17 protein-coding genes are annotated in these 20,958 nt (G+C 67.3%); 11 read left to right on the forward strand and 6 right to left on the reverse strand.

Annotation, left to right across the window (positions count from 1 at the left end; translation table 11 throughout):
* Positions 1-110 precede the first annotated feature (110 nt).
* From rluD to AC5P66_RS06015, 4 genes are read left to right on the forward strand one after another with little or no spacing between them, the layout of a single operon-like run.
* Positions 111-1,100 (forward strand): 23S rRNA pseudouridine(1911/1915/1917) synthase RluD, encoded by a 990-nt coding sequence (rluD, locus tag AC5P66_RS06000; protein WP_080354703.1) that lies wholly within the window; start codon positions 111-113, stop codon positions 1,098-1,100.
* Positions 1,100-1,870, forward strand: coding sequence for a peptidoglycan editing factor PgeF (gene pgeF / locus AC5P66_RS06005; RefSeq protein WP_099495928.1), 771 nt, complete (start codon positions 1,100-1,102; stop codon positions 1,868-1,870). Before rluD ends, pgeF begins: the two co-directional genes overlap by 1 nt.
* A 20-nt stretch (positions 1,871-1,890) precedes the next feature.
* Positions 1,891-2,397, forward strand: coding sequence for a DUF4166 domain-containing protein (locus AC5P66_RS06010; protein WP_049416934.1), 507 nt, complete (start codon positions 1,891-1,893; stop codon positions 2,395-2,397).
* Positions 2,372-2,809 (forward strand): thiol-disulfide oxidoreductase DCC family protein, encoded by a 438-nt coding sequence (locus tag AC5P66_RS06015; RefSeq protein ID WP_099495927.1) that lies wholly within the window; start codon positions 2,372-2,374, stop codon positions 2,807-2,809. Before AC5P66_RS06010 ends, AC5P66_RS06015 begins: the two co-directional genes overlap by 26 nt.
* Positions 2,810-2,879: 70 nt before the next feature.
* Here the strand turns inward: AC5P66_RS06015 and otsA are convergent, their stop codons facing one another.
* The 4 genes from otsA to AC5P66_RS06035 form a co-directional block, all read right to left on the reverse strand.
* Positions 2,880-4,244, reverse strand: coding sequence for an alpha,alpha-trehalose-phosphate synthase (UDP-forming) (otsA, locus tag AC5P66_RS06020; protein WP_005418588.1), 1,365 nt, complete (start codon positions 4,242-4,244; stop codon positions 2,880-2,882).
* The gene (locus AC5P66_RS06025; RefSeq protein WP_049411744.1) at positions 4,241-6,022 is read right to left on the reverse strand and encodes a glycoside hydrolase family 15 protein; all 1,782 of its coding nucleotides are present in this window, start codon (positions 6,020-6,022) and stop codon (positions 4,241-4,243) included. The genes otsA and AC5P66_RS06025 overlap by 4 nt, the downstream gene beginning before the upstream one ends.
* Positions 6,023-6,061: 39 nt before the next feature.
* The gene (gene otsB / locus AC5P66_RS06030) at positions 6,062-6,820 is read right to left on the reverse strand and encodes a trehalose-phosphatase (protein WP_049440966.1); all 759 of its coding nucleotides are present in this window, start codon (positions 6,818-6,820) and stop codon (positions 6,062-6,064) included.
* A gap of 147 nt (positions 6,821-6,967) precedes the next feature.
* The gene (locus tag AC5P66_RS06035) at positions 6,968-9,403 is read right to left on the reverse strand and encodes a TonB-dependent receptor plug domain-containing protein (RefSeq protein WP_099495926.1); all 2,436 of its coding nucleotides are present in this window, start codon (positions 9,401-9,403) and stop codon (positions 6,968-6,970) included.
* A gap of 212 nt (positions 9,404-9,615) precedes the next feature.
* On the opposite strand from AC5P66_RS06035, the gene AC5P66_RS06040 reads away from it, so the two are divergent.
* The 4 genes from AC5P66_RS06040 (at position 9,616) to AC5P66_RS06055 (ending at position 14,738) form a co-directional block, all read left to right on the forward strand.
* Positions 9,616-10,098, forward strand: a complete 483-nt coding sequence (locus AC5P66_RS06040; RefSeq protein WP_049452521.1) for a DUF3574 domain-containing protein — start codon at positions 9,616-9,618, stop codon at positions 10,096-10,098.
* A 36-nt stretch (positions 10,099-10,134) separates the two neighbouring features.
* Positions 10,135-10,992: an XAC2610-related protein gene (locus AC5P66_RS06045; RefSeq protein WP_099495949.1), complete on the forward strand. Its 858-nt coding sequence runs from the start codon at positions 10,135-10,137 to the stop codon at positions 10,990-10,992.
* Between the two features lie 131 nt (positions 10,993-11,123).
* Entirely contained in the window at positions 11,124-12,842 is a 1,719-nt protein-coding gene (locus tag AC5P66_RS06050) for a thiamine pyrophosphate-dependent enzyme (RefSeq protein ID WP_099495925.1), read from the forward strand.
* A gap of 285 nt (positions 12,843-13,127) precedes the next feature.
* Entirely contained in the window at positions 13,128-14,738 is a 1,611-nt protein-coding gene (locus AC5P66_RS06055) for a SulP family inorganic anion transporter (RefSeq protein ID WP_099494611.1), read from the forward strand.
* Between the two features lie 165 nt (positions 14,739-14,903).
* Here the strand turns inward: AC5P66_RS06055 and AC5P66_RS06060 are convergent, their stop codons facing one another.
* Complete coding sequence (locus AC5P66_RS06060; RefSeq protein ID WP_019660153.1) at positions 14,904-15,614, reverse strand: glutathione S-transferase; 711 nt, start codon at positions 15,612-15,614, stop codon at positions 14,904-14,906.
* A gap of 169 nt (positions 15,615-15,783) precedes the next feature.
* Here AC5P66_RS06060 and AC5P66_RS06065 point away from each other — a divergent pair, with 169 nt between their 5' ends.
* From AC5P66_RS06065 to AC5P66_RS06075, 3 genes are all read left to right on the forward strand, one after another.
* Positions 15,784-16,605, forward strand: coding sequence for a DUF3014 domain-containing protein (locus AC5P66_RS06065; protein WP_495216126.1), 822 nt, complete (start codon positions 15,784-15,786; stop codon positions 16,603-16,605).
* Positions 16,606-16,786: 181 nt separating this feature from the next.
* The gene (gene clpB, locus AC5P66_RS06070) at positions 16,787-19,372 is read left to right on the forward strand and encodes an ATP-dependent chaperone ClpB (protein WP_099494609.1); all 2,586 of its coding nucleotides are present in this window, start codon (positions 16,787-16,789) and stop codon (positions 19,370-19,372) included.
* Between the two features lie 93 nt (positions 19,373-19,465).
* Positions 19,466-20,011 carry a hypothetical protein gene (locus AC5P66_RS06075; protein ID WP_238378509.1) on the forward strand — a complete coding sequence of 182 codons (546 nt, stop codon included), beginning with the start codon at positions 19,466-19,468 and terminating at the stop codon, positions 20,009-20,011.
* 39 nt (positions 20,012-20,050) lie between these two features.
* On the opposite strand, the gene AC5P66_RS06080 is transcribed toward AC5P66_RS06075, so the two are convergent.
* A complete protein-coding gene (locus tag AC5P66_RS06080) occupies positions 20,051-20,851 on the reverse strand; it encodes a MipA/OmpV family protein (protein ID WP_495216127.1) in 801 nt (266 codons plus the stop codon).
* Between the last annotated feature and the right edge of the window lie 107 nt (positions 20,852-20,958).

The raw sequence follows: 20,958 nt of genomic DNA on the forward strand, positions 1-20,958 counted from the left end.
GTCGAGGCGGGACGCGGCTGGAATACGAAGGGTCGATGATAGCCTAGTGTCCTGTCCAGCGACTGAAACCGGCCGCCGGGACCCCAAAATTCCAAAGAATGCCCCCTGCCATGTCTGAACAACCCTCTGAATCGGCCCGCCAGGCCATCGTCCCCGACACCGCCGCCGGCCGCCGTTTCGACGCGGTCGTGGCCGAACTGTTCCCCGAATACTCGCGCTCGCGGTTGACCGAGTGGATCAAGGCCGGTGAGGTCCTGCTGGACGGTGCCCAGGTGCGCCCGCGCGATCCGCTGCGCGGCGGCGAGGTCGTGACCCTCAATGTGGTGCTGGAAACCCAGACCGACGCGCTGCCGGAGGACATCCCGCTGGACGTGCTGTTCGAGGACGAGCACCTGCTGGTGATCAACAAGCCGGTCGGCTTGGTGGTCCATCCGGGGGCCGGCAACCACAGCGGCACCCTGGTCAACGCGCTGCTGTTCCGCGATCCGTCGGTGGCGGTGCTGCCGCGCGCCGGCATCGTGCACCGCCTGGACAAGGACACCAGCGGCGTGATGGTGGTGGCCAAGACCCTGGAAGCGCAGACCGCGCTGGTCGAGCAGCTGGCCGCACGCGACGTGCACCGCCAGTACCTGGCCATCGTGATGGGCGCGCTGGTGGCCGGTGGTACTGCCGATGCCCCGATCGACCGCCACCCGCGCGATCGCCTGAAGATGGCGGTGCGTGAGGACGGCAAGGAAGCGGTGACCCACTACCGCCTGCGCGAGCGCTTCCGGGCACACACCGCGCTGGAGTGCCGCCTGGAAACCGGCCGTACCCACCAGATCCGCGTGCACATGGCGCACGTGCGCCATCCGATCATCGGCGACCCGCTGTATGGCGGCGCGCTGAAGCTGCCCAAGGGCGCCAGCGACGAGCTGGTGGCCGCGCTGCGCGGCTTCAAGCGCCAGGCCCTGCACGCCGAGACCCTGGAGTTCATGCACCCGATCACCGGTGAACCGGTGCGCAACACCGCGCCGGTGCCGGAGGACATGCTGCACCTGATGAAGGTGCTGCGCGAAGACAGCGAAGCCTTCGCCGCCCGCGAGCGGGACCGCTGGTAATGGCGGCCGCGCTGCCGTTGCTGCAGGCCGACTGGCCGGCGCCCGCAGGCGTCCACGCGCTGACCACGCGCAGGCACGGCGCGGGCATCTCGCCGACGCCGTTCGCGCAGTTCAACCTGGGCAACCGGCATGCGGCCGATGGTGATACCCCGGCCAACGTGGAGCACAACCGCCAGCTGCTGCAACAGGGGCTGGCGCTGCCGTCGGCGCCGCACTGGCTGCGCCAGGTGCACAGCAGCACCGTGCTGCGATTCGATGCACCGCCGGTGCCCGGCGCGAGCGAGCCGGTGGCCGACGCGGCGGTAACCTCGGTGCCGGGCGTGGTGCTGGCGATCCTGACCGCCGACTGCCTGCCGGTGGTGTTCGCCGCCGCAGACGGCAGCGAGGTGGGCGCGGCCCATGCCGGCTGGCGGGGGCTGGCCGACGGCATGCTGGAGGCCACGGTGGCCGCCCTGCAGACGCCGCCGGCGCAGCTGCGGGCCTGGCTGGGCCCGGCCGCCGGGCCGTCCGACTATGAGATCGGCGAGGAGGTCTATCACGCCTTCGTCGGCCATGATCCCGCTGCTGAGCGGGCGTTCGTCGCGACCCGTCCCGGACACTGGAAGGTGGACCTGTTCGCGCTGGCGCGGCAGCGTCTGCAGTCTGTGGGGATGGACCCGGCGCAAGTGTATGGCGGCACGGTGTCGACGATGGCCGACCCGGACCTGTATTCGCATCGGCGCGATCGTCGCACCGGGCGCATGGCGACCCTGGCCTGGATCGCGCCCTGACTCCGCCGCTGTTCGCGCGTGTGCTGGGGCCGGCCTTCGCCACCCTGGCAGGACCGGTGCAGGCGCTGCATGCCGCGCCGTTGCCGTGCCGCTACGTGGGGCAGGCCTGCATCGTGAGGGGGCGGCACTGGCTGGTGCCGCTGCTGGCTGCGTTGGCGCGGTTGCCACAGGACGGTGACGCGCTGCCCACCGAGGTGGCGTTTAACCGCTACCGGCAGGGCGAGCAGTGGGCGCGGCGGTTCGGCCGCTGGCCAATGGTGTCGCGGCTGTGGGCGCACGACGGGCATCTGCGCGAGCAGCTGGGCGCGGTGCGCTTCGAGTTCGCGCTGCAGGCCCGCGACGGTGGTATCGACTGGTCGGTGCGCCGGGTCTGGGCGTTCGGGCTGCTGCCGCTGCCGACGCGTTGGTTCGGCGGTGTGCGCTGCCGTGAAGCCTGGCAGGGCGAGCGCTACACTTTCCTGGTCGATGTGACGCTGCCCTGGGCCGGAGCCCTGATCCGCTATGAAGGTTGGCTCGAACCGCAGTGACGCTGCCGCCGAGGCTGGCAGCGCGGTGATCGTGTTCGATGGCGTGTGCGCACTGTGCAACCGCTGGGTGCGGTTCCTGCTGCGTTTCGATCGCAGGGGGCGCTACCGCTTTGCAGCGATGCAGGGGCAGAAGGGCAGCGCGATGCTGCGCGCGCACGGGCTGGATCCGCAGGACCCGATGTCGTTCCTGCTGCTGGACGCACAGGGTGCCTGGACCGATACCGATGCGATCCTGCGCGTACTTGCGGGGCTGGGCGGCGCCTGGCGCCTGGCCGGCGTGCTGCGGCTCGTGCCGCGCGGCTGGCGTGATGCGGCGTATCGCGCGCTGGCACGCAATCGCTACCGCTGGTTCGGTCGGCATGACACCTGCCATCTACCCGCACCGGAACAGGTCGCGCGGTTCCTGGACTGAAGAAAAAGGGGACGGAGGGGATTAAGTCGTTTGTGCACAAACGACTTAATCCCCTCCGTCCCCTTTTTCTTCAGCCTTCCAGCGCGTCGAGGTAGCTGCGGCGCCAGTGGTTGATGTCGTAGGTGCGCAGATGTTCCATCATCGCGTGCCAGCGTTCCTTGCGCCTGCTCAGCGACATCGTCGCTGCGGTGGCGATCGCATCGGCCACGCCGTCAAGGTCGTGCGGGTTCACCAGCAGTGCCTGCTTCAGTTCGTCGGCGGCGCCGGCCAGCAGTGACAGCACCAGCACACCGGGATCCTCCGGGTCCTGCGAGGCCACGTATTCCTTGGCCACCAGGTTCATGCCATCGCGCAGCGGCGTGACCAGGCCGACCGCCGCCGCCCGGTAGAAGCCGGTGAGCGTGGCATGGGTGAAGTTCTGGTTGACGTAGCGCAGCGGCGTCCAGTCCGGCTCGGCGTGGCCCCCGTTGATGTGGCCGGCGATCTGTTCCAGTTGGCTGCGCAGCTGCCGGTACTCGGTGACATCGCCGCGCGAGACCGGCGCGATCTGCAGGTAGGTGAGCGAGCCGCGCTGGTCGGGGTGGCGCTGCAGGTAGCGCTCGAAGCCGAGGAAGCGTTCGGGCAGGCCCTTGGAGTAGTCCAGGCGATCCACGCCGATCGCCAGCTGGCGGTCCCGCAGGCTGCTGCGCAGGTTCTTCACTGCGGCCTTGGTCGCGGCGGTGCCGGCCTGGCGTGCGATCAGTTCGGTGTCGATGCCGATCGGGAAGGCCGCCGCACGGAATCGGCGCCCACCGGGGGCTTCCAGCTCACCGTTGTCGAGCACGCGGCCACCACCGAACAGGCGCAGGTAAGTCTGGAAGCGATCGGCATCGCGCTGGGTCTGGAAGCCGACCAGGTCGTAGGCGTACAACGCGGAGAACAACCGCAGATGATCGGGCATGGCCTGCAGCAGGTCGGCCGACGGCATCGGGATGTGCAGGAAGAAGCCGATGCGGCAGCCGATGCCGCGCTCGCGCAGCAGTGCGCCGAGCGGGATCAGGTGGTAGTCGTGGATCCAGACGATGTCGTCCTCGCGCAGCAATGGCGCGAGCTTATCGGCGAAAAGCGCATTGACCTTGTGGTAGGTCTCGCGGGTGCCGCGGTCGTAGTCGACCAGATCCAGCCGGAAGTGCAGCAACGGCCACAGCGTCCGGTTGGCGAAGCCATTGTAGTAGCCATCGACTTCGCGCTTGCTCAGGTCCATGGTGACGTAGTCGATGTCACCGTCCTTCTGCCGGTGCAGCGTGCCGCTGCCTTCCTTTACGGTCTTGCCGCTCCAGCCGAACCACAGGCCGCCGCGCTCCTTCAGGGCGGCCAGCAGGCCGACCGCCAGGCCGCCTGCGCGGTTCTCGCCGGGCACGGCCACACGATTTGATACCACGACCAGGCGACTCACGATGCCTCCTGCCAGGACCGCGACAGGCGCATCGCGGCGGTGATCAGGCCGACATGCGAATAGGTCTGCGGGAAGTTGCCCCAGGCCTCGCCGGTGTCGAAGGCCAGATCCTCCGACAGCAGGCCCAGGTGGTTGCGCTGCTTCAGCAGCAGCTCGAACATCTCGCGCGCCTCGTCCAGGCGCCCGATCGCCGCCAGTGCATCGATGTACCAGAACGTGCAGATGGTGAAGCTGGTTTCCGGTTCACCGAAGTCATCCGGCGCGACATAGCGGTACAGCGAATTGCCATGCTTGAGGTCACGGCCGATGGCTTCGACGGTGGCGATGAAGCGGGCATCCATCGCGTCGATGAAGCCGATGTCGGCCAGCAGCAGCAGCGAGGCGTCCAGGCGATGGCCACCGAAGGTATCGGTGAAGTGGCCCAGCGCTTCGCTCCAGGATTCGGCCATGATGCGCGCGTGGATGGTGTCGGCACGTGTGCGCCAGTAGTGGGCGCGGTCGTCGCGCTTCAGCCGCACGGCGATCTTGCACAGGCGGTCGCAGGCGGCCCAGCACATCGCGCTGGTGTAGGTGTGCACCTCGGTGCGGCCGCGGAACTCCCACAGGCCGGCATCGGGTACGTCGTGCAGGGCGAAGGCCTGCTCGCCGAGGGGTTCGAGGCGGGCGAAGGTGTGCGCATCACCCGGGTCCTGCAGGCGCCGGTCGAAGAACAGCTGCGTGGACGCCAGCACGACGCTGCCGTAGACATCGTGCTGGCGCTGCACCCAGGCCAGATTGCCGCGCCGTACCGGGCCCATGCCGCGGTAGCCGGACAGGCTGGGGACCTCATCTTCGTCCAGCTTCGCTTCGAATCCGATGCCGTACAGCGGCTGCAGTGTGCCGTCGGTCGTGGCCAGGTTGAAGATGTAGCCGAGGAACTGTTCCATCGTGCGCGTGGCGCCGAGGCGGTTCAATGCACGCACCACGAACGCGGCATCACGCAGCCAGCAGTAGCGGTAATCCCAGTTGCGCACGCTGCCGGGGGCTTCAGGAATGGAGGTGGTCATCGCCGCGATGATCGCGCCGCTGTCCTCGTACTGGCACAGCTTCAGCGTGATCGCACTGCGGATCACCGCGTCCTGCCATTCCAGGGGAATGGACAGGTAGCGCACCCATTCGCGCCAGTAATCGCGGGTACGCTGGAAGGCCTCCTGCACATAGCCGCTGATCGAACGGTTGAGCGATTCATCCACGCCCAGGATCAGGTGGATGGGATGGTTGAGCACGAACGGCAGGCCGTCGCGCACGAAGCGCACCGGCACGTCGGTGGTCAGCCGCAGCACATGTTCGGGCAGCACCCAGCGCACATGGTTGCTGCCCCAGGTGGATTCCGGAACGCGTGCGCCCCAGTCCGCCAGCGGGCGTGCGCGTACGGTGATGCGCGGGCTGCCGGCCAGCGGACGCACCTGGCGGATCAGGCTGACCGGGCGGTAGAAACGGTCGTTCTGGCGCCAGCGTGGGGCGAAGTCGAGAATTTCCAGTTCGCCGCCGTGCGCGTCGCGCAACACGGTGCGCAGGATCGCCGTGTTGGTCAGGTATTCCTGCTCGCTGCTGACGAAATCTTCCAGCTCGATGGCGAAGTCGCCACCGGTCTGCTGGTTGGGGCCGAGCAGCGCACAGAAGGTAGGGTCGCCGTCGAAGGTGGGCAGGCAGCTCCAGACAACGCGGGCGCGTTTGTCGACCAGGGCGCCGAAGCTGCCGTTGCCGACCACGCCCAGATCAAGATCGGGTTGGGTCATCACGCGGTACATCTCGGTTGCGGCCGTGGGGTGGCCGGGTCAATAGGCATTCTCACGCAGCCAGGCGTGCACGCTGCGTATGTCGGGCAGCGCGAACACCGCCTTGCTGGGTTCACGTTCGCCCACCAGCACGCTCCAGCCATGCTGGCCGTTGGCAGCGTCGAAGCCGAATTCGTCGGTGAGGTCGTCACCGAGGAACACCGGCAGGCGGCCGCGGAAGGGCAGGTACTGCATCATCCTCCGCACCGCACGGCCCTTGTCGCTGCCAACGGGGACGAACTCGACCACATGGTCGCCAGGTTGCAGGCGGTAACTGGCGCGGCCGCGCACGTGGCGGTCGGCGAAGGCGCGCACATCGCTGGCGGCGTGCGGCGCGCCGCGCCAGTGCAGCGCCAGGCCGACACCCTTGTCTTCCACCAGCACGCCGGGATGGCCGTGGGCGAAGCGCATCGCCTGCTGGTGCAGTGCGTGCAGCCATTCGGCGGTGTCGTCATCGTGTTCGTCGCGCAGTACGCGACCATCCTGCCCACGCAGTTCATGGCCATGCAGGCCCGCAGCAGGCAGTTGCAGCGGAGCGAACAGTTGATCCAGCTGTTCGAGCGGGCGGCCACTGACCAGTGCCACGGCACCTTCCAGGCGGTCGCTGATGCGGCCGATGGCTTCGCGCACATCCGGCAGCAGCTGCACGGCATCCGGGCGTGCAGCGAATTCGATCAGGGTGCCGTCGACATCGAGGAACAACGCGCAGGCGTCATCCAGCAATGGCGGCGGCGGACGCAGGGGGAGCGGTTCAGCCATGAAGCCCAGCTTGCCAGCGTGGGCGTGTACGTGGGGTCGAGGGCAGGCTACGGATCGGGGTAGTGCCGGCCGCTGGCCGGCAACGTGACAGCCCATGGATGCACCCTGCGGTTGCCGGCCAGCGGCCGGCACTACCGGACTGGCGAATCAGAACGTATAGCGGACGCGGCCGTAGTAGTACGCACCGTTACTGCCGATCGGCGACAGCACGTCGTACGGCAGGTTGCCGAAGTAGTGGATATCGCTGTTGGATCGATCCGGATAGTTGTCGGTCAGGTTCTGCCCGCCGAGGGCCACGCTCCACTGCGGGGTGATGCGGTATTCGACTTCCGCGTCCAGCTGCCACTCGGCCTGGTAGGTCTGGCGCGGGATGTAGCCGTCACCGAAGTTGAACACGCGGGTGGCGCTGCCATAACGGTTCACGCGGGTGCTCAGCGACCAGTGGTCGTTGCTCCATGCGGCCGAGAAACTGCCACGCGTGCGCGGCGTGGCGTCGGTAAGCGTGTTGGTCTCTTCGATGCCGAACAGCACGTAGCCCGGATTCAGCGCGCGCAGCTGGGCCGGGGTGGCCAGCACGTTCTTCAGCGTGGTCTTGGTATACGCATAGGTGCCGGTCAGCAGCAGCTGGCCATCGCCCAGCGACTGGCGCCAGTTGCTCACCAGCTCGGCGCCACGGGTGCGGGTGTCGGCGGCGTTGACGAAGAAGCTGGCGCTCTGCAGGCCGCTGACGCCGTAGTTGGCGGCCACGTAGTCGGTCAGCGCATCGCCGGTGATGCTCTCCGACAGTGCGATGCGGTCATCGATGTCGATCTGGAAGAAGTCCAGCGACAGGTCGAAATGCTCGCCGATGCGGCTGGTGAAGCCGAGCGAGGTGTTCAGCGATTTCTCTGGCTTCAGGTTCTGTGCACCCAGGCCGCGTGCGATCGGATTGTTGACCGACAGCAGGCGGCCCTGCACCAGCTGGCCACCTGCGTTGTAGCCGGTAGAGGTGGACTCGTAGCCGATCTGCGCCAGCGACGGTGCGCGGAAGTTGTTGGAGATCGCGCCGCGCAGCGCGAACGCCGGGGTGAACTCATAGCGCAGGCCGAGCTTGCCGGTCAGTTCACCGCCGAAGTCTTCGTTGTGCTCGTAGCGCGCGGCCAGGTCGGTGGAGAACTTCTCGCCGAACTGGCTGGACAGGCTGGCGTAGGCGCTGGCCACATCGCGCGACAGGCGCGCCGCGTCCTGCGGGGTCAGGCCACCACCTGCCTGCGAACCGGTCGGGCGATCGGTGTACGGGCCGGCGGCGTAGCTGGCTGGGTCACCGGGACGGGTCTGGTAGCGCTCGTGGCGTGCTTCCACGCCCAGGCCCAGGGTGTGGCTGATGCTGTCGCTCTGGGTGAACACGCGGCTCAGGTCGAGGTTTCCCACGGTCTGCGCGTACGCGTAGTCGGCGGTCTTGAAGCGGGTCGGGCTGGTCGGGCCCAGCGACGCGTTGAGCGAATCACGCAGGCGGTAGGTGAAGTCGTTCTGGCCGTAGTCCAGGCTGCCGTCGTAGCTCCATTCGCTCCACTGCCCGCGCACGCCGGCCACGGCCTGCACGTCGCGGTTCTCGCCCTCGGAGATCGGCCGGTAGCCGTTCGGATAGACCTGCTTCCAGTTGGCATCGCCATCGGGATAGCGGAAGTAGTTCGCGCCTTCGGTGTCACGCTGGTTGAAGGTACCGAACGCGTAGAACGTCGAGGTCTGGCCCACCGGAATCTCGGTGTTCAGCCACAGGTTGATGTCCTTGCTCTGGCCATCGCCCAGCACATAATTGCGCCTGCCCTGCAGCGCCAGGTTGCCCGGGGTCTGGTCCCACGGCGGAATCTGGTCGAAGCCGGCGCGGTTGGTGCCGTTGCGGTGCTTGTATTCCAGGCCGACGCGCAGGAAGCCGCCGTCTTCGCCCAGCGAGGTGCCGACCTTGGCGCTGAGGTTGCCGGTCTGGCCATCGGTAAGGGTGCGGCCGATCGGCTTGAGGTCGGTGTGGTTGGCACCGTAGCTCGCCTCGATCTCGCCGCCGTCACCGCCATTGTCGAGGATCACGTTGATCACGCCGGCCACGGCGTCCGATCCGTACAGCGCGCCAGCGCCGTCGCGCAGCACTTCAATGCGCTTGATCGCACTGACCGGAATCGAATTGAAATCGACCGGGGTGGTGCCCTTGCCGATCTTGCTGTCGGTGTTGACCAGTGCGGTGTGGTGGCGGCGCTTGCCGTTGACCAGCACCAGCACCTGGTCCGGCGACAGGCCACGCAGCTGCGCTGCGCGCACATGGTCGGCGCCACCGGAGTTGGACTGGCGCGGGAAGTTGAACGACGGCAGCAGCGCCTGCAGCGCGCTGCCCAGCTCACCGTTGACCACGCCGGCCTTGCGGATGTCCTCGGCGGTGAGCACATCCACCGGCGAGGTGGATTCGAGCACGGTGCGGTCGGCGGCACGGGTGCCGGTGACGATCACCGTATCCAGGTTGGTGGCGTCCTGGGCCAGCGCCGGGGCGGCGGCGGTGGAAAGCGCGAGGGTGATGGCGAGGCCGAGCGGCGACGCGGGCAGGCGGGCGGACATGGGGACTCCAGCAACAACGACGGCGGGGAAGGGGAGATGGTTTCACTTACATCCATCCGGATGAAGCGATATATTATCTTCGCGTGATGGCCGGTGCCGATGCAAGCCCCTGCCGGTCCGGCATGAGCTGATGCCCGGTTGGCATCAGCACGCCCGGCCGGTGGCGCTGTACGCTGCCGGCTCGCCTTGACCCCTTCCCCGGAGCTGTACCGATGAAACACCTTGGCCTCGTCTTCGCCGTGCTGTTGGCCACCAGCGGCTGCGCCAGCCTCTCTTCGCAGGCGCCCAGCGCCTATGCCACGGCCACCACCGCCGAACTGAAGGGCGATGCCGCACGCCCGTCCGCCGGCCACGGCTGGGTGCGCAGCGAGCTGTATTTCGGCGTGGGCGAGGAGCAGGGCGCCGGCAACCGCCCGCAGGCCGACACCATCAGCGACGCGCAGTGGCGCACCTTCCTGGACAAGGAAGTGACCCCGCGCTTCCCGGATGGCCTGACCGTGTTCGATGCCTATGGCCAGTGGCTGTTCCGCGGCGATGCCGCGCCCAACCGCCTGCGCACCAAGGTGCTGGTGGTGCTGCATGAGGACACCCCGCAGCGCCGCGCCGATATCGAAGCGATCCGCCTGGCGTGGAAGCAGCAGACCAGGCATCAGTCGGTGCTGTGGTCGCGGCAGCCGGTCGAGGTATCGTTCTGAGTTGAAGGTGCCGCCGCGGTGCCGCAGGGAGCAATGATGAACTACAGGGAATGCCTGCTGGGCCTGGCGCTGGCCGGCGCGCTGGCACCGACGGCGCAGGCGGGTGGGGACGACGGCGAAACGCTGCGCTTCCAGGTGGCCGCGCATGTGCAGGCGCATGCCGATCCCCAGCAGGACGGCAGCATTGCAGTGCAGCTGTCGCCGTCGGGCAAGCGCCAGACGTTGGAGGGCGCGGTGGATGCCGACGGCCATTCGCGCTGGTCGCTCGAAGATGTCGATTTCGATGGCTACCCGGAACTGGTCGCACGCGCTTCGGTGGGCATGGTCAACGAAGCGGTGGCGGTGTACCGGTTCGATCCGGCCGTTGAGGCATTCCGCGCGCTGCAGGCCGAGACCCATGGCAAGGACAGCTGCGGTGAGCTGATGGGGCTGACGGTTGACCGTCCCAGCCGCACGCTGACCAGCAGCTGCCGCAGCGGCCCGATGTGGTACACCGACCAGTACCGCTTTGCAGGCGCGACGCTCCATCTGTACCGCGCCGAGCGTGTGCTGATGCTGGGCGATACGGTGAACGCCGCGCTGCGTTGGGAGCAGACCGATGAGCAGGGCCCGCTGGCGGTCTGGCGCACCTATGATCCCGCCGGCCGAGTATTGGAAAGTGCCATTGCCGATGGCCTGGGCGCACCGCCGGATGGACCGTTGCGTGGCCAGCAGGCCACCGTGGCACCGGCGCGGCTGTTCCTGTTCGACCGGCCCGGCGCATCCACCACCAGGCGTTACCTGGTGCAGGGAGACCGCGTGGAGATGCTGGATGAACAGGATGGCTGGGTGAAGCTGCGCTACCGCAACCCGAAGCAGGGCGCGGTGGTGGGCTGGATCAACGTCAACGATTGACGAAAAAGGGGACGGAGGGAATTAAGTCGCTTGTGCCGTTAACGACTTAATTCCCTCCGTCCCCTTTTTTTGCGGAGGCATCACTTCCTCGGGTCTAGCCTCGGACGTTCCCCCGTTCGAGGATGTATCCGATGAGCAAGCGCGTTGCCGAGATCGTTGTCGAGACCCTTCAGCAGGCGGGCGTCCGCCGCTGTTATGGCATCGTCGGCGACACCTTGAACCACGTCACCGATGCCCTGCACCGAAGTGACATCGACTGGGTGCACGTGCGTCATGAGGAAGTGGCAGCCTTCGCTGCCGGCGCCGATTCGCTGGTGAGCGGCGAGTTGACCGCCTGCGCCGGCTCCTGTGGTCCCGGTGGCCTGCACTTCATCAACGGCGTGTTCGAGAGCAACCGCAACCGTGCGCCGATGGTGCTGATCGCCAGCCAGGTGGTGACCAGCGAGCTGGGCATGGAATTCCCGCAGGAAGTGGATTTCAAGGCCGTCTATGGCAGCTGCACGGTGTTCTGCGAACAGGTGCACAGCCCGGAGCAGGCGCGACGCGTGGTGGCCCTGGCCTGCCAGGCGGCGATCAGCCGGCGTGGCGTGGCGGTAGTGATCCTGCCGGCCGACATCAGCCAGGCCGAGGTGAAGCACGATGTGCCGTTCTCGGTGCATTACACCCAGCCGGTGCTGCGCCCGTCCGATGCCGAGCTGCAGCGCATCACCGAACTGCTGGGGCAGGGCAAGCGCATCGGCATCTACGCCGGTGCCGGTTGCCAGGGCGCGCACGCACAGCTGCTGGAACTGGCCCGGCGCCTGCAGGCCCCGATCGCGCATACCTCGCGCGCGAAGGATTTCGTCGAGCCGGACAACCCGTACAACATGGGCATGACCGGCATCTTCGGCATCGAATCCGGCTTCCACACGCTGATGGAGTGCGACACGCTGCTGCTGCTCGGCGCCGACTTCGCCTGGGGCCAGTTCTACCCGGACAAGGCCACCATCATCCAGGTCGACCGCGATGGCAGCCACCTTGGCCGCCGCCACCCAGTGAACCTCGGCGTGGTCGGCGATATCGCACCGACGCTGGATGCGTTGCTGCCGATGCTGCCGCCGCGCGAGGACAGCAGTTTCCTGGACGAGTGCATCGAGCATCGCGACAAGGCGCTGAAGAAGCGCGAACAGGAGGAGCAGCCGGGCGAAGGCGAATTGATCCATCCGCAGCACCTGACCGCGCTGCTGTCGAAGTACGCCACCGAAGATGCACTGTTCACCGCCGACGGCGGCTCGCCGATGGTCTGGGTGCTGCGCCATATCCGCGTCAACGGCCGCCGCCGCACGCTGACCAGCCTGCTGCACGGCACGATGGCCAATGCAATGCCGCAGGCACTGGGCCTGCAGAAGGCGTTCCCCGGCCGGCAGGTGATTTCGCTGTCCGGCGATGGCGGCCTGGCGATGCTGCTGGGCGATCTGTTGACGGCGGTGCAGGAAAACCTGCCGATCAAGGTGGTGGTGTTCAACAATGGCTCGCTGAACTTCGTCGAGCTGGAGCAGAAGGTGGAAGGCCTGCTGGACAACTACACCGACCTGAAGAACCCGGATTTTGGCCGCCTTGCCGAAGTGATCGGCTTCCACGGCCGCACGGTGACGCGCAGCGAGGATCTGGAGGAGGCGGTGCAGGATTTCCTGTCGCAGCGCGGACCGGCATTGCTGGACGTGCACACCAGCCGCGCCGAGCTGGTGATGCCACCGCAGATCGAAGCCAAGCAGGTCGCCGGCACGGCGCTGTATGCGGCCAAGGCGGTGTTGAACGGCCGCTTCGACGACGTGAAGCATCTGTTGGTGGACAACTTCCTGAAGAAGTGAGGGGGGCGATGCAGGGCTGCGCCCTGCACCCGCCGAAACCACGGCAACCGCCGAAGCAAGGTCAAGAGCAGGTTTGCCGTGGGTCGGCGAGGTGGATCCGGCGTGTCCTGCGCAGCCCCTCCCGACCGGCCCAACTCGCAATGCCAGTCGACTAACAGTCGACTCTACCCGCGCCCCGCCGCGAGGGGCCCCGCCGTTGGCTGGAACCCCTCATTCCACTGCGGAATTGGCGCCCAGGCCCCGCTGGGCCTACCATCGGCGGTCCCCACCCCCACCGCCCCTTCCATGTCCGCTCCCGCTTCCGCCGTACCGCGTCGCTGGTTCGTCGCCGGCGACTTCAACGGCTTCTTCGGCCTGGTCGTCGACAACCTTTCCATCCTCGGCTTCATCGCCATGGCCCTGGTCGGGATCTTCCAGTTCCCCGCCGACGTGGTGTTCGGCCGCATGTTCCCCGGCACGGCCTTCGGCGTGCTGATCGGCAACCTGCTGTACACCCTGATGGCACGCCGGCTGGCCGCGCGCACCGGCCGCGACGATGTCACCGCCATGCCGCTCGGCCTGGATGCCCCGACCAGCATCGGCATGGCTCTGCTGGTGCTCGGCCCGGCGTTCCTCGCTTTCAAGCAGCAGGGCATGGACCCGCACGCGGCGGGCATCGCCACCTGGCAGCTGGGCATGGCGGCGCTGGTCATCATGGGCGTGCTCAAGTTCGTGCTGTCGTTCTTCGGTGAAGCGGTCACCCGCGCGCTGCCGCGTGCCGCGCTGCTGGGTTCCATCGCCGGCATCGCGCTGGTGCTGATGGGCCTGCTGCCGCTGCTGGAAACGCTGCGCTCGCCGCTGGTCGGCTTCACCACGCTGGGCCTGCTGCTGTATGTGCTGATCGCCAAGGGCAAGCTGCCGGTGCGTGGCCCGGGCGTGCTGCTGGCCTTCGTGTTCGGCACCGTGCTGTACTACGGCCTCGGTCTGGCCGGGCTGGGTGCGCCGGGCTTTCATGTGCCGGCGTGGGTGCCGCCGCAGGTGGTGCTGCCGCTGCCGACGCTGGGCTTCCTCGACGGCCTGCCCACCGCGATGACCTACCTGCCGCTGCTGCTGCCGTTCGGCCTGCTCATGGTGGTCGGTGGCATCAACGTATCCGAAAGCGCGCGCGCAGCCGGTGACGACTACCGCACCCGCGACATCCTGCTGGTGGAGGCGGTGGCTACGCTGGTGGCAGGCGTCTGCGGCGGCGTGGCGCAGACCACGCCGTACATCGGCCAGCCGGCGTACAAGCACATGGGCGCGCGCAGCGGCTATACGCTGCTGACCGGCCTGTTCGTCGGCATCGGCGGCATGCTCGGCATCATCTCCGGTCTGGTGCAGTGGTTGCCGCTGGCGGTGCTGGCACCGATCATCGTGTACGTGGCCATCGACATCACCACGCAGGCGTTCCAGGCCACGCCGCGCCACCATGCCGGCGCGATGGTGCTCGGTTTCCTGCCGTCGGTGGCCTACCTGCTGGCGATCAAGGCACCCGGCTGGATCGCACCGGATCAGCTGCCGCAACTGCTGACCAAGCTCGACGGCCACGGCCTGCCGGAGCTGGCGGTGATCTTCACCCTCGGTAACGGCTTCATCATCACCTCGATGCTGTGGATTTCGGCGGTGGCGGCGATGGTCGACGGCCGCCTGCGCCGTGCCTGCGGGTTCCTGCTGGTGGCTGCGTTGCTGACACTGTTCGGGCTGATCCACTCGGTTGATCCGCGCGGCGGCATTTACCTGCCATGGGACCTGGAAGGATTGGCGCGCATCATCAGTTTGCAGTTTGCCGGCGCCTACGTGGCCTTGGCGGTGCTGCTGGGCCTGCTTTCGCTGCAGAAGCAGCCGGTGCAACCGCTGGGTGATCGCACCGATCATTGACCGGTGACGCCGGGCATGGCCCGGCGCTACCGCTCCTTCCACTTCTGGTGCTCTGTAGAGCCGAGCCTGCGCTCGGCTGCTCTGAGCCGAGCATGGCTCGGCCCTACAGGGGCGTGTTGCAGGCGGCGAATGATCACAGCGCGCTCTGCCGGCCAGCGGCCGGCACTACCGTTCGGCGTCCAGCTCCGGGTAATGGCGGAAGATGCCATTCGTGTTGAACGCCAGACGTCGTTCCGAGGCCAGATAGGCGGCGATGTTCGGCCGCTTCGCCACCCGCGCCTGCAGCGCGCGCAGCAGCGGCAGGGTGGACGCCAGTGCCTGCATGCGGCGTGGAAACATGTAGTCCAGCCCACTCAGCAGCTGGAACAGCGACAGATCCACGTACGAATGCTCGCGCAGTGCATGGCGGCCACCGTTGGCGGCCAGCACCCGTTCGAAGTAGCCCAGGAACTTCGGCAGGCGCTCGCTGCGCAGCGACGCGGCACGCGCCTTGGCCTCAGTCTTCTGCGCTTCGTAGTACTTCGATGCGGCAATCGGATGGTGGGTGTCATGCACTTCGGCTACCAGATCGGCGATGGTCAGCTGCAGTTGCAGCGCCTGCATCCGCCGCGATGCGGCCTGCGGCACCAGGTCCAACGTCGGGCCGAGGAAATCCAGGATCGCGGCGACCTGCGCAATGACCTGGCGACCGGCCTTCAGGAACGGCGGCGCGAAGGGCTGCGGGCCTTCGCTGTGGCCCTCCAGGAACGGCTGCATCACCGCATCACCGTGCACCCGCGCCATGTCGATGTAGTCGGCGCCGGCATCTTCCAGCGCCAGCCGCACGAACTCGCCCCGGCCCTGGATGCCGGTCCAGTAATACAGCGCGTACTGCATGGCAGTGTCTCCGCAGGACAAGGCCCCAAGCCTCGCGCGCGGCATGCAAAGCAGGCGTGAGCGCGGCTTTGGCGCAGGGCGAAGCCTAACGGCAGCGGAACAGGCGGGGAACCGGCTGGAACCGGTGGGGTCACACCTTCTCCATGCGTGTGAAACGAGGTGCTGCATCATGCAGAGTGCAAAGGCGGTATGGCCCTGGGTGCTGGGTGTGGTGGTGATCGGCGGCGCGGGCGGTTGGTTGTTCCGGGATCAGCTGAAGCACCTGGCAGATGGTGTTTCGGTGCCGGTGCAGTCAACTCCCGTCAGCACCAGCGCAGCGCCACAACCGCAGGCGGCCGCGAAACCCTCGCCAGCACCGCCGCCGATCAGGCATCCGCTGGATACCGAGGCCGCCGCCGACCCGGCGCTGCCGAAACTAGCTGACAGCGATGCCGCGGCCTGGGGCGCGCTGAGCCAACTGTTCCAGGGCGAGGGGCCGCTGACCCTGCTGCTGCGCGATCACCTGATCCAGCGCCTGGTCACCCAGGTCGACAACCTGGACAAGCCAAGCGTGCCGCCGACGGCGCTGGCCGCACGGCCGCTGCCGGGCAACCTGCAGGTCGAGCCTGGCGAGGGCGGGGAACGCATCGCGGCAAGCAACTCGGCACGTTACGCGCCCTATGTGCAGGCTTTCACTGCGCTGGATCCGGCGGCAACGGCTACCGCGTACAAGCGGTTCTATCCGCTGATCCAGCAGGCCTATGTGGACCTGGGCCGACCCGACGGATATTTCAATGATCGCCTGGTCGCGGTGATCGACCATCTGCTGGAGACCCCGGAACTGGCGCAGGCGCCGTTGGTGCAGCGCGATGAGCGCGGTCGCTACCACTTCGTCGATTCCACCCTGCAGTCGCGCTCGATAGGCCAGAAGGCGCTGTTGCGCATGGACGCCCCGCAGGCGCGGGCAGTCAAGCAGCAGTTGCGGGCGCTCCGCTCTGCGATCACCCGCTGAACCGGTCCACTGCGCCGAACTGATCGGGATCAACGCGCCGACCACACCCGTTCCGGCATGCTGGCCGCAGGCTGACTGGCCTCGGGGTGCAGTCGCAGCCACCCTTGAAACGGGGTGGGGCAACCGCATCTTCCCAGCATCGCCGGCGCGGGCCGGCCCTGATGACCGATGAGGATTCGCAATGCGGATGGACAAGCTCACCTCGCGTTTCCAGCAGGCGCTGGCAGACGCACAGTCGCTGGCCGTGGGCCGCGACAACAGCATCATCGAACCTGTTCACCTGTTCAGCGCGCTGCTGGACCAGCAGGGCGGCAGCACGCGCCCGCTGCTGGCCCAGGCCGGGGTGAACGTGCCGGTGCTGCGCGAGCGCCTGTCCGAGGCGCTGGACGCGCTGCCCAAGGTGTCCGGCCAGGCCGGCAACGTCTCGATGGGCAATGACCTGGGGCGCCTGCTGAACCAGACCGACAAGCTGGCCCAGCAGCACGGTGATGCCTTCATCGCCAGCGAGTGGTTCGTGCTGGCGGCGCTGGAGGATGGTGGCACGCTGGGCATGGCGCTGCGCGCCGCCGGTGCCGACAAGACCCGACTGCAGGCGGCCATCGACAAGCTGCGCGGCGGCGAGAACGTGCAGTCGGAGAATGCCGAGGAACAGCGGCAGGCACTGGAGAAGTACACCATCGACCTGACCGCGCGTGCCGAGAGCGGCAAGCTCGACCCGGTGATCGGCCGTGACGAGGAAATCCGCCGCACCATCCAGGTGCTGCAGCGTCGGACCAAGAACAACCCGGTGCTGATCGGCGAGCCCGGCGTGGGCAAGACCGCGATCGTGGAAGGGCTGGCCCAGCGCATCATCAACGACGAAGTACCCGAAGGCCTGCGCGGCAAGCGCGTGCTGTCGCTGGACATGGGCGCGCTGATCGCTGGGGCCAAGTTCCGCGGCGAATTCGAGGAGCGCCTGAAGGGTGTACTCAACGACCTGGCCAAGAACGAAGGCCAGATCATCCTGTTCATCGATGAGCTGCATACCATGGTCGGCGCGGGCAAGGCCGACGGTGCGATGGATGCCGGCAACATGCTGAAGCCGGCGCTTGCACGCGGCGAGCTGCACTGCATCGGTGCGACCACGCTGGACGAATACCGCAAGTACATCGAGAAGGACGCTGCGCTGGAGCGCCGCTTCCAGAAGGTGTTCGTCGGCGAACCCACGGTGGAGGACACCATCGCGATCCTGCGCGGGCTGAAGGAAAAGTACGCCGTGCACCACGGTGTGGAAATCACCGACCCGGCCATCGTCGCCGCCGCCACGCTGTCCAACCGCTACATCACCGACCGCCAGCTGCCGGACAAGGCCATCGACCTGATGGACGAGGCTGCCTCGCGCCTGCGCATGGAGATCGACTCCAAGCCGGAAGAACTGGACCGCCTGGAGCGCCGGGTGATCCAGCTGAAGATCCAGCGCGAGATGCTGAAGAAGGAGAAGGACGAGGCCTCGCGGCAGCGCCTGGCCGACCTGGAAAACGACATCGACGGGCTGGAGCGCGAGTTCTCCGACCTCAATGAAATCTGGAAGTCGGAGAAGGCCGCGCTGCAGGGCGCCACCAAGATCAAGGAACAGGTCGAGCAGGCCAAGCTGGAGCTGGAAGCTGCGCAGCGCCGCCAGGATTTCGCCAAGATGAGCGAAATCCAGTACGGCCTGTTGCCGCAACTGGAGAAGCAGCTGGCCGCCGCGCAGGAAGCCGAGCACAAGGACTTCAAGCTGGTACAGGACCGCGTGACCGACGAGGAGATCGCCGAGGTCGTATCGCGCTGGACCGGCATCCCGGTCAACAAGATGCTCGAAGGCGAGCGCGACAAGCTGCTGCGCATGGAAGAGGTGCTGCACAACCGCGTGGTCGGCCAGGAGGAAGCGATCAAGGTCGTCTCCGATGCCGTGCGCCGCTCGCGTGCAGGCCTGTCCGATCCGAACCGTCCGGCCGGCTCGTTCCTGTTCCTCGGCCCGACCGGCGTCGGCAAGACCGAACTGTGCAAGTCGCTGGCCGAGTTCCTGTTCGACAGCGCCGACGCGATGATCCGCATCGACATGAGCGAGTTCATGGAGAAGCACAGCGTCGCCCGCCTGATCGGCGCCCCCCCGGGTTACGTCGGCTACGAGGAAGGCGGCTACCTGACCGAGGCGGTGCGTCGTCGCCCGTATTCGCTGATCCTGCTGGACGAAGTGGAGAAGGCGCATCCGGATGTGTTCAACATCCTGCTGCAGGTGCTGGACGATGGCCGCCTGACCGACGGCCAGGGCCGCACCGTGGACTTCCGCAACACCGTCATCGTGATGACCTCGAACCTGGGCTCGCACCAGATCCAGGACATGAGCGCCGACGACAGTCCGGAGGCCTACACGCAGATGAAGGCGGCGGTGATGGGCGTGGTGCAGGCGCACTTCCGTCCGGAGTTCATCAACCGCCTGGACGACATCGTGGTGTTCCACCCGCTGGACAAGCAGCAGATCAAGCAGATCGCGCGCATCCAGATGCGCGGGCTGGAGAAGCGCCTGGCCGAGCGCGGGTTGAAGCTGGCGGTCTCCGATGCGGTGTTCGATCTGCTCGGCAACGTCGGGTTCGATCCGGTGTATGGCGCGCGACCGCTGAAGCGCGCGATCCAGTCGCAGCTGGAGAATCCGCTGGCGCAGCAGATCCTGTCCGGTGCCTTCGTCAACGGTGACACCATCGAAGTCGGCAACGACGGGGGACGCCTGGTCTTCGCCAAGGACTGAACCGGTGGCGCGCCTGCCATGGCGGGCGCGCCACCAACGCCTCAGCAAGGCACAATGATCCCGTTTCACTTTCGCAAGGACGAGGAGAACCGCATGGACGTTACCCGCAGCGTTTCACTCTGCATGGCGCTGGCGCTCGCCGCAGTTGCTGGACACGCCGCAGCCGTCGAACAGGTCCAGCTGCCGCCGATGAAGGGTTACCAGCAGGCCCACCAGAGCACCGACGCACAAGGCAACCGCATCACCGAGTACGTGCCGCAGGGCCAGACGGTGCAGGACTGGACCGACATGGTCACTGTCAACGATGCGCCGAACAGTGGCCATGTGAGTCCGCGCGAGTTCCTCGGCATCATCGAGGCGGGGTGGCGCATGGCCTGTCCGGCCGCGCAGAGCCACTGGATCCGCGAAGGCGAGGAGGGCGGACGGCCATTCGCGCTGCTGATGCTCAGTTGCCCGCTGAACCCCGGCACCGGCAAACCGGAGTTCACGTGGATCAAGGGCATGCAGGGCAGGCAGGGCTTCCACACCGTGCAGAAGTCGTTCCGCGCCGAACCGGAGAAGGACGACGTCGTGCAGTGGATCGGCTGGCTGCGCGAGGTTGGCTTGTGCGGCAGCGGCGACGCCCCGGCCTGCCGCTGATCGCAGCAGAAGAGGGCGCCCAGCGGCGCCCTTCATGCATCAGAAGCGGTGCGTATAGCCGCTCATCACGCCGAACTGGTTGGCCTTCTGCACGATCGGGCTGTCGGCGGCATCGCCGAGCAGGCGCGTGCCTTCGGCCGAGATGTACCAGTTGCCGTTGCGGCCCACGCGGTGGCTCCATTTCAGGCCCACACCGGCGCTGACCAGGCCGGCCTTCGGCCTGTGCTCGGCGAAGCCGGTGCGCGCCGCCTGTTCCGGGCTGACGCCATACCAGGTCTGCATGTAGCCACGGTTGCCGTAATCGGTGGAGACGCTGCCGCTGACCACGCCGCCGGCCAGGTCGAACAGCGGCATGCTCAGGTTCAGGTGGATCTGCTGGGTGGCCAAGCCGTTTTCGGCCTTGTCCTCGTCCTTGCGGGTGAACTGCCAGGAGCCGCTCAGCACGGCTTCGCCCAGCGTATAACCAGCCGAGACACCGACCAGGGCACGGGAATCGATATCGCCCATGCCGCGCAGGAAGTCCGAACCACCGAGCAGCGAATCCTTGTCCTTGCGGATGCCGCTGGCACCGACGTAGGCGCGCACGCGGGTGTGCTCGCCGAGGGAGGTACCCCAGCCGATGCCACTGGTGCCCAGAAACCAACCTCCCGGCGAGGTGACATCGAAGGACAGCGAAGGCGTCGCACGGTACTCCTCGCTACCGCTGTAGCGCGGTGCCACGCCGCCACCGGCGGCAAGCTCGAAGGTCCAGTGGTCATCCTTGGCGTGGGCGATCGGGGCAGCGAACAGTGGCAACAGGGCCAGGCAGAGCAGGGTGGGGGAACGGCGAAGCTGGGACATGGAAACTCTCGACAATGGGAGGAAAGCAGCGCGCGCATCCAGCGAGTGCTGCAGGGTCGTTAGCGTGGCGATACGCCGGCGACCGATCCGTCCGCAGTTGTGCGGGA

It is taken from the genome of Stenotrophomonas sp. YJH_SMC_122, from assembly GCF_059369535.1.